The sequence below is a fragment of the Cognatilysobacter lacus genome (assembly GCF_008274655.1).
Lineage (GTDB): Bacteria > Pseudomonadota > Gammaproteobacteria > Xanthomonadales > Xanthomonadaceae > Cognatilysobacter > Cognatilysobacter lacus.
The window spans coordinates 1-8,582 of sequence record NZ_VTRV01000120.1 but is presented as its reverse complement, the minus strand read 5'-3'; the positions used below and the strand labels follow the sequence as shown (position 1 = coordinate 8,582).

The window sequence follows — 8,582 nt, the reverse complement described above, 5'->3', positions numbered from 1 at the left end:
GGCGACCAGATCGGCTACCACGCCGTGTCGCCGTTCGATCCGGCGAAGGGCATGGTCGCCAAGACCGGCGCCCGGAAGATCAGCTATACGGACGTGTTCGGCGACTGGCTGTGCGACATGGCGGCCGCCGATCCGCGCGTCATGGGCATCACGCCAGCGATGCGCGAAGGCTCCGGCCTCGTGCGTTTCAGCAAGGAATATCCGGACCGGTATTTCGACGTCGCGATCGCCGAGCAGCACGCGGTGACGCTCGCCGCCGGCATGGCGTGCGAGGGCGCGAAGCCTGTCGTGGCGATCTACTCGACCTTCCTGCAGCGGGGCTACGACCAGCTGGTTCACGACGTCGCGATCCAGAACCTCGACGTGCTGTTCGCTATCGATCGCGGCGGCGTGGTCGGCCCCGACGGCGCGACGCATGCGGGCAACCTGGATCTCTCCTTCCTGCGCTGCGTCCCCAACATGGTCGTCATGGCGCCGTCCGACGAGGACGAATGCCGCAAGATGCTGTCGACCGGACACTACTTCGAAGGCCCCGCCGCGGTGCGTTATCCGCGCGGCACGGGACCGGGCGTTGCGATCGAACCGACTCTCGACACCCTGCCGATCGGCCGCGGCGAGATCCGGCATCGCGGCTCACGCGCCGCGCTGCTCGCGTTCGGCGCAATCGTTCCCGCCGCGGAAGCGGTGGGCGCGGAGCTCGGCCTCACGGTCGTCAACATGCGTTTCGTGAAGCCGCTCGATCGCGAACTCATCCTCCAGCTCGCGCGCACGCACGAAGCGTTCGTGACGCTCGAGGACAACGTCGTGGCAGGCGGCGCGGGCTCGGGCGTCGCCGAGTTGCTCGCGGCGGAAGGCATCGTTACGCCTACGCTGCATCTCGGCCTGCCCGACGCGTTCCAGCACCACGCGAGCCGCGAACAGCTGCTCTGCGAAGCCGGCCTCGACTCCGCGGGCATTCGCGCCGCGTTGCTCGCGCGTTGGCCCGAGCTGCTTTCGCCGCCACGCGCGGCGGCGCTCTAGCGTTCGGATCGCGGCGGCGGGCGCGCGCACCGACGCGCCCGCAAGGTCGAACGACCGCCGGGTCGTCGACGTCTCAAATCAGCGAACCGTGGTTGCGCTCGAAGGGGCGGCCGCGACCGGAGCAGCGGGCGCGTTCGACGGCTGCTCGTCAGGTGCCTGCACGAGGTAGCCCTTTGCCGCCAACGCGGCTACAACGCCGTCGGCGGCGAGCACTTCGTCCATCGGCAGTACCGACAACGCCACGTGGTGGCTCGACAGGCTCGCCTCGGCCGCCGCTATCCACCGTGCGCGCGCCTTCGCCTGCAACGTATCCAGGCCGTACTTCTGCCCGAACGAGCCGCTCAACACTGCGTCCTCGCACTCGTGGCGCGCGCTTGCAGGTTGCAGGCGCCGCAGCGCCGCCACGTCGCCGGTGGCCCACGCGTCCGCGCGCTCGGCGAGCGTGCCCATGCCGTATTCCACCTGGTCGAGCACGCGGTCGAAGCAGCGCACATCGGCCAGCTGGGTCGCCTTGAACTCGCGCACCGCCTTGCGGGGTTCGGCGATCGTGAGGGTTGCCGACGCGGGCGTGATCTTGAGGCCGCGGGCCTTCAACGCGTCGCCGAGCTCCGCGCCTACGACGTTCTTCTGCGACAGGCCGCGCTCACGCAGCGCCTGGTCGTACATCGCGCTCGCGGCGAACATGGGCCGCCAGTGTTCGGAACTGCCGTCGATGCCCCGATGTTGCGCCTTCAATCGCGCCCAGCGCGCGTAGCTGGCGGGCGGCAGCACCTCGCGCAGGCTGCGGTTGTCCGGCAGGTCGCGCACACCGATCAGCGAAGGCAGCAGCGCGAGCTTGGCGAAGAAGCCCATGTCGGCGCCGACCATCACGGACGGCTCGGCTATCACGGCGTCGGCCGATGCGACGATCGAGCGGATGCGCGCCGGGTTCCAGACCATGCCGGCCGGCAGCGGCGAGACGCGGCCGAAGACCCACAGCGTGTTCTCGCCGCGCGTGACACGCCACAAACCCGGACCCGGCGCGCGGACGATCGTGGACTCCAGCACGGCGGGCGGCTCCGCCGACGTAGCCGCGGCGGGCAACGAAACCGCAGGCCGCGACTGCGCGGTGGCGACCGAAGAAGCGGCAAGCAAGCCCGCGAGTACGTACCGATGGATGTGCATGACCTTCCTTGAAACGCGTCGACAGCCGCTTCTGACTGGCATGCGCGGAACAAGTTCCGCCGTTGCGGCCGCCGCCCTCCGCCGCGCGCATCCGCCGCTGGTGTCGACGCTTCATTCCGGACGACGCGGGCACCGCAAACGACGACGCCCGGCACGTGGCCGGGCGTCGCGATGCATCGAATTGGTCGGGGTAGCCGGATTCGAACCGACGACCACCAGTCCCCCAGACTGGTGCGCTACCAGGCTGCGCTATACCCCGAAAGGTCCCGCCTGAGCGGGGGCGCAGTATAACGCGCTCCGCCCTGCTGCGCTCCGCGAATGCCGACTGCTCAACGCCTCAGCAGCTGCAGCACTTCCTCGAGTTCCAGCCGCACCTGGCGAATGATCTGCGAGCTCAGTGCCGACTCCTGCTTCTGGTCACCGCCTTCCAACCGGAGGCGCGCGCCGCCGATGGTGTAGCCCTGTTCGTACAGCAGGCCGCGGATCTGGCGCACCATCAACACTTCATGGCGCTGGTAATAGCGGCGGTTGCCGCGGCGCTTCACGGGGTTCAGCGTCGGAAATTCGGTTTCCCAATAACGCAGCACATGCGGCTTGACGTCGCAGAGCTCGCTGACTTCGCCGATGGTGAAGTAGCGCTTCGCCGGAATCGGCGGCAGTTCCTTGTTGCTGCCCGGATCAAGCATGGTCCGCGGCCCCGGTATAGGCCTCGACGCGCTCCTTGAGCTTCTGGCCCGGGCGGAACGTCACGACCGTGCGCGCGGAGATCGGGATCTCCTCACCGGTCTTCGGGTTGCGACCGGGACGCTGGTTCTTGCGACGCAGATCGAAGTTGCCGAACCCGGAAAGCTTGACCTGACGGCCGCCTTCCAGCGCCTGGCGCAGCACGTCGAAGAATGAATCGACGAACTCCTTGGCCTCGCGCTTGTTGAGCCCGACTTCGTCGAAGAGTCGCTCGGCCATCTCGGCCTTGGTCAGCGTCATCGGTACATATTCCTCGGCTCAGCTGCGGATCGTCGCGCCGTGCTCGCGCTGCAGCGAAGCGACGACTTCGCCGACGACAGCGTCCACGTCGCGGTCGGTCAGAGTGCGGGTTTTTTCCTGCAGGATCAAGCCCATGGCGACACTCTTGAATCCCGATTCGACACCCTTGCCCCGGTACACGTCGAACAGAACGAGCTCGCGCAAGGCGCCGCCGGCGGCCGCGCGTATGGATGCTTCCAGGGCGCCCCAAGCTGTCGCGTCAGGCACGACGAACGCGAGGTCGCGACGCACCGACGGATAGCGCGACAGCCCGTGCGCGCGCGGAACCGCGCGATTCTGCACGGCGTCGAGATCGATCTCGAACGCAACGACGTCCACGTCGAGCCCGCATGCCTGTTGCAGCCGCGGGTGCAACTGTCCGATCCAGCCGACGACCTTCCCGCCGGCGATGATGTCGGCCGAGCGGCCCGGGTGCGCCCACGCGCGTTTGGACGCTTCGACGACGACCGAGAGGCCCGCCAGCGCGGCAAGGCTTTCAAGGTCGGCCTTGACGTCGTGGAACACGACCGGTCGCGACGCCACGCCCCACTGCTCCGACGCGGCGGCGCCGCATGCCACGGCGGCGATGCGCTGCGTGTGTCGCGGCGCTTCGCCCTCGCCCGCGGCATGGAACACGTTGCCGGTTTCGAACAGCCGCACGCGCGTCTGCTGGCGGGCGGCGTTTCGTCCGAGCGCGGCGACGAGACCGGGCAGCAGCGACGTACGCATCACCGCGAGTTCGGCGCTGAGCGGGTTGGCGAGTGCCACGGCATCGTGCTGCAGCGACCAGGCGTCCAGCGAGACGGCGTCGACGAACGCGTAGTTGATCGTTTCAAGATAGTCGCGGCCGGCCAGCGCGCGGCGCAGCTCGGCGGTGTCGATGTGCGTCTCGCTGGATGGCGCCAGGGGCACCACGCCTGCGGGAAGCGTAGCGGGCAACGCGTCATAGCCGTGGATGCGTGCGACTTCCTCGATCAGGTCCTCCTCGATCGCGAGGTCGAAGCGGCGGCTCGGCGGCGTCACGGACCATCCCTGGGCGTCGGCTTCAACATCCAACCCGAGCGCACGCAGGATGCGTTCGACGTCGTCGCCCGGGACCTCGGTGCCCAGCACGCGAGCGAGCCGCGCACGGCGCAGGCGGATGGTCGGTTGCCGTGGCAGGTGGTCGCCAAGCGCGGCTTCGACCACGGGCCCGGGGCGACCTCCCGCCACGTCCACGATCAGGCGCGTCGCATATTCGATCGCCTCGCGCGCCAGCGCGGGATCGACGCCGCGCTCGAAGCGGTGCGAAGCATCCGTGTGCAGGCCCAGCTTGCGGCCGCGCCCGATGATCGCGTCGGGCGCGAAATGTGCGGACTCGAGGAACACGTCGCGTGTCGCGTCGGTCACGCGCGTGCCACTGCCGCCCATGATGCCGGCAAGCGCAACCGCGCGATCGGCGTCGGTGACGACCAGGAACTGAGGATCGAGGGTGACTTCGCTTCCGTCCAGCAGCGGGAGCGACTCGCCGGCGCGTGCGTGGCGCACGCCGACGGGGCCCGACAACGCAGCCCGATCGAACGCATGCATCGGTTGTCCGAGCTCGATCATCACGTACTGCGTGACGTCGACCAGGAACGACACGGGCCGGATTCCGCTGCGACGCAGGCGCTCGGCCATCCACGCCGGCGTGGCGCGCGCCGCGTCTACGCCTTCGATGACGCGGCCGCAATAACGCGGCGCGGCAGCACCCGCATGCAGCTCGACCGGCAGCACCGCCGACGTTTCGGCCGGCACGGGTCGGATATCGAACGCCGCCACGCGTGCCCCGGTCGCGGCGGCGACGTCGTACGCGATTCCACGCACTCCGAAGCAATCGGCGCGATTGGGCGTCAGCTTGATCTCGATGCTCGCATCCGGCAGCGCCAGGTATTGCGCGAGCGGCGCGCCGACCGGCGCATCGTCCGGCAACTCCAGAAGGCCCGACGCGTCGGCATCGATACCCAGCTCCTTGGCGGAGCAAAGCATTCCGTTCGACTCGACGCCGCGAAGCTTCGCAGCCGTGATCGCGACGCCGCCCGGCAGCGTGCTGCCGACCATCGCGAGAGGTGCGCAGAGACCTACACGGGCATTCGGCGCACCGCAGACGATCTGCACCGGTTCACCCGTGCCGATGTCGACGCTGCAAACCTGCAGCCGGTCGGCTTCCGGATGTCGCTGCGCCGCAACGATGCGCGCGACGACGACGCCGTCGAGTGCCTCGCCGATCGGGCTGACGGACTCGACCTCGAGGCCGATCGCGGTGAGCGTCGCCACGAGTTCATCGCGCGTCGCCCGGGTCGGCACGTGCTGCCTGAGCCAGTTTTCGGAAAACTTCATGGGCAATCGGTCCGTTGCAGTCGCGGCAATGCGGCGCGGGCGCGTTGGTCAGGCGAACTGGCGCAGGAAGCGCACGTCGTTCTCGAAAAAGCTGCGCAGATCGTCGACTCCGTAGCGCAGCATCGCGAAGCGCTCGACCCCGAGGCCGAATGCGAAACCGGTGTACTTCTCGGAGTCGATGCCCACGCTCCGCAACACGTTGGGGTGCACCATGCCGCAGCCGAGAACCTCGAGCCAGCGCGTGCTGCCGTCAGGCTGCTTCCACGCGATGTCCACTTCCGCGGAAGGCTCGGTGAACGGGAAATAGCTGGGGCGGAAGCGCATCTCGAGGTCGTCTTCGAAGAATGCGCGCACGAACTCGACAAGCGTTCCCTTGAGGTCGGCGAAACTCGCGCGGTCGTCGACCAGCAGGCCCTCGACCTGATGGAACATCGGCGTGTGCGTCTGGTCGCTGTCGCTGCGGTACACCTTGCCCGCGGCGATCATGCGAAGCGGCGGCTGGTTTTGCTGCATGAAACGCACCTGCACGCCCGAGGTATGGGTGCGCAGCAGGCGGCCGTCGCCAAAATAGAACGTGTCGTGCATCGCGCGCGCGGGATGGTGCGGCGGGAAGTTCAACGCTTCGAAGTTGTGCCAGTCGTCCTCGATCTCCGGCCCATCCGACAGCTGGTAGCCCAGGCGGCTGAAGATGCCGGCGATGCGCTCCAGCGTGCGGCTCACCGGATGGACACCGCCATGCGCCGCGCCGATTCCCGGCAGCGTGACGTCGATGGATTCGGTCGCCAGGCGCATTTCGAGCGCGGCGCCGTCGAGTTCGGCGCGTCGCGATTGAATCGCAGCGGCCACTGCGTCACGCGCGGCGTTGATCGCTTCGCCCGCCGACTTGCGCTGGTCGGCAGGCAGCGCACCCAGCTGCTTGAGCTGGCCCGTGATGCTGCCGGACTTGCCGAGCAGCGCCACGCGCAACGACTCGACCGCCTCGGGCGAGGATGCCTCGCCGATGTCGACGAGTGCCTGCTGGGCCAATGCGTGGATGTCACTCATCGCGGTTCGCGCTCATCGAGGCTCTTTCCGATCCGGCGGCCGCGCCTGCCCGCGACTTCAAGCCCCGGGCCCGCGCACAGCCGCAACTCACGACGATGTCGGCGCGAAAACTGCGTCGCCACCCTGGTTTTCGCTACCCAAAAACGAACATGGGGAAGGACTTGCGCCCTTCCCCATGCGTGAGGCTTTCACGAAAGCCCGCGCACGAGGCGCGGGCATCGCTGATGCTTCTTACGCCGCGAGCGCGCTCTTCGCCTTCTCGGTCAGCGTGGTAAACGCTGCCGCATCGTGCACGGCGATGTCCGCCAGCACCTTGCGATCGAGCGTGATACCGGCCTTGAGCAGACCATTGATGAAGCGGCTGTAGCTCATGCCGTTCTGACGGGCCGCCGCGTTGATGCGGGCGATCCACAGGGTGCGGAAATGGCGCTTCTTCTGCTTGCGACCGATATAGGCGTACTGCAGCGCCTTGGTGACCGCCTGCTTCGCGACGCGGAAAACCTTGCGACGCGCATTGTAATAACCCTTCGCCTGGGCGAGGACTTTCTTGTGACGGCGACGCGCCATCACACCACGCTTTACTCGTGCCATTGTTCAGCCCTCCTCAGAGATACGGAAGCATGCGGTCAAGACGGCCTGCATCCTCGGCACGAACATGGTTCGTCTGCCGGAGATTGCGCTTCCGCTTGGTCGCCTTCTTGGTGAGGATGTGGCTCTTGTTGGCGTGGCCGCACTTGTACTTGCCGGAAGCGGTCTTCCGGAAGCGCTTGGCCGCCGCCCGATTGGTCTTGATCTTGGGCATATCGATATCCGTTCGGAGTTTCTGACTGGCTGGGCGGTGGCAAAAGCCACGCTTTCCTTCCTGCCCATACCGGCGTGTGGTCTACGGAGCGGCTAGCCGCCCGTGACGGGTCCTGAATCCACCGGCGCGAACCGGGGCCGCGTATTGTGCACGACCCGTTAAATCCGTGCAAATCAGTGGGTTGGGAGTTCGGGAGGCGTACTGGCATGGTCGGCCCGGTCGAGGGACGTCCGGGACACGCGTTCGCTACAGTCCCGGACATCCCTCGACCGCGCCTACCCGCGATGCCTTCGAAATTTCAGCAAGGCACAGCCGTGCGCCGCTGTTTTGACACGCATCGTAGGAGCCTGGGAAGGCGGCTGGTGCAGGGTCCGAGACTGTAGCGAACGCGTGTCCGGGACCCTGCCCGAGCCGCCGCCCCCGCGCCGGCGACACGACCCACAAAAGCGAACGGCCCGCCTAGGCGGGCCGTCCAAGCTAAGCGACCGTTACGGCTGCTTCTTCTTCGGCGCGATCATCATCACCATCTGCCGGCCCTCGAGTCGCGGACGGGACTCGATCACGATGTCCTCGCCCAGATCCTTCTCGATCCGGTTCGCCATCTCGCGACCCAGCTCCTGGTGGCTCATCTCGCGGCCTCGAAACCGGATGTTGACCTTGATCTTGTCGCCTTCTTCCAGGAAGCGGCGCATGTTGCGCAGCTTGATCTGGTAGTCCCCCTCGTCGGTCACGGGGCGGAACTTCATTTCCTTGATCTCGACCTGCTTCGACTTCTTCTTGGCCTCGTTGGCCTTTTTCTGCTGCTCGAAGCGGAACTTGCCGAAATCCATGATCTTGCAGACCGGCGGGTCCGCGTTCGGCTGGATTTCGACGAGATCGAGGCCTTCGTCCTGGGCCATCGTGAGGGCCTCGTCGCGTGTGAGCACGCCGATCATTTCACCGTCGCTTCCGATCACTCGGACACGGGGAACTCGGATTTCGGCGTTCTTTCGACTCGGCTTTTCGGGCGTACTGATGTTGCAGTCTCCAGGTAGTTGACCCGCCGTCAGGGCGGCGGGCCGAATCGACAGCGGGGCCTCAGAGGGCCTCGCCCCGCAGTCTCGCGGCGAACTGGTCGACGGTCATCGATCCCAGGTCTTCGCCTGCGCGAGTCCGCACGGCGACCATGCCG

9 protein-coding genes and 1 tRNA gene are annotated in these 8,582 nt (G+C 67.4%); 1 reads left to right on the top strand and 9 read right to left on the bottom strand.

Features of this window, described 5'->3' with window-relative positions:
• Nucleotides 1–1,020, top strand: a 1,020-nt coding sequence (locus FW784_RS10475) for a transketolase C-terminal domain-containing protein (RefSeq protein WP_328592721.1), incomplete at its 5' end; no start/stop codon positions are given.
• Between the two features lie 78 nt (nucleotides 1,021–1,098).
• Here FW784_RS10475 and FW784_RS10470 read toward each other — a convergent pair.
• The 9 genes from FW784_RS10470 to infC form a co-directional block, all read right to left on the bottom strand.
• Nucleotides 1,099–2,184 carry a TraB/GumN family protein gene (locus FW784_RS10470; RefSeq protein WP_187770771.1) on the bottom strand — a complete coding sequence of 362 codons (1,086 nt, stop codon included), beginning with the start codon at nucleotides 2,182–2,184 and terminating at the stop codon, nucleotides 1,099–1,101.
• Nucleotides 2,185–2,366: 182 nt separating this feature from the next.
• Nucleotides 2,367–2,443 (bottom strand) — tRNA-Pro (locus FW784_RS10465).
• 70 nt (nucleotides 2,444–2,513) lie between these two features.
• Nucleotides 2,514–2,870 (bottom strand): MerR family transcriptional regulator, encoded by a 357-nt coding sequence (locus tag FW784_RS10460; protein ID WP_149353288.1) that lies wholly within the window; start codon nucleotides 2,868–2,870, stop codon nucleotides 2,514–2,516.
• Nucleotides 2,863–3,168: an integration host factor subunit alpha gene (locus FW784_RS10455; protein WP_149353287.1), complete on the bottom strand. Its 306-nt coding sequence runs from the start codon at nucleotides 3,166–3,168 to the stop codon at nucleotides 2,863–2,865. The genes FW784_RS10460 and FW784_RS10455 overlap by 8 nt, the downstream gene beginning before the upstream one ends.
• A gap of 18 nt (nucleotides 3,169–3,186) precedes the next feature.
• Nucleotides 3,187–5,565: a phenylalanine--tRNA ligase subunit beta gene (pheT, locus tag FW784_RS10450; protein WP_149353286.1), complete on the bottom strand. Its 2,379-nt coding sequence runs from the start codon at nucleotides 5,563–5,565 to the stop codon at nucleotides 3,187–3,189.
• A gap of 48 nt (nucleotides 5,566–5,613) precedes the next feature.
• Nucleotides 5,614–6,609 (bottom strand): phenylalanine--tRNA ligase subunit alpha, encoded by a 996-nt coding sequence (pheS, locus tag FW784_RS10445; RefSeq protein WP_149353285.1) that lies wholly within the window; start codon nucleotides 6,607–6,609, stop codon nucleotides 5,614–5,616.
• A 231-nt stretch (nucleotides 6,610–6,840) separates the two neighbouring features.
• Complete coding sequence (gene rplT, locus FW784_RS10440) at nucleotides 6,841–7,200, bottom strand: 50S ribosomal protein L20 (RefSeq protein ID WP_149353284.1); 360 nt, start codon at nucleotides 7,198–7,200, stop codon at nucleotides 6,841–6,843.
• A gap of 13 nt (nucleotides 7,201–7,213) precedes the next feature.
• Entirely contained in the window at nucleotides 7,214–7,411 is a 198-nt protein-coding gene (gene rpmI / locus FW784_RS10435) for a 50S ribosomal protein L35 (RefSeq protein ID WP_027083463.1), read from the bottom strand.
• A 488-nt stretch (nucleotides 7,412–7,899) separates the two neighbouring features.
• Nucleotides 7,900–8,427, bottom strand: a complete 528-nt coding sequence (infC, locus tag FW784_RS10430) for a translation initiation factor IF-3 (RefSeq protein WP_235893652.1) — start codon at nucleotides 8,425–8,427, stop codon at nucleotides 7,900–7,902.
• Between the last annotated feature and the right edge of the window lie 155 nt (nucleotides 8,428–8,582).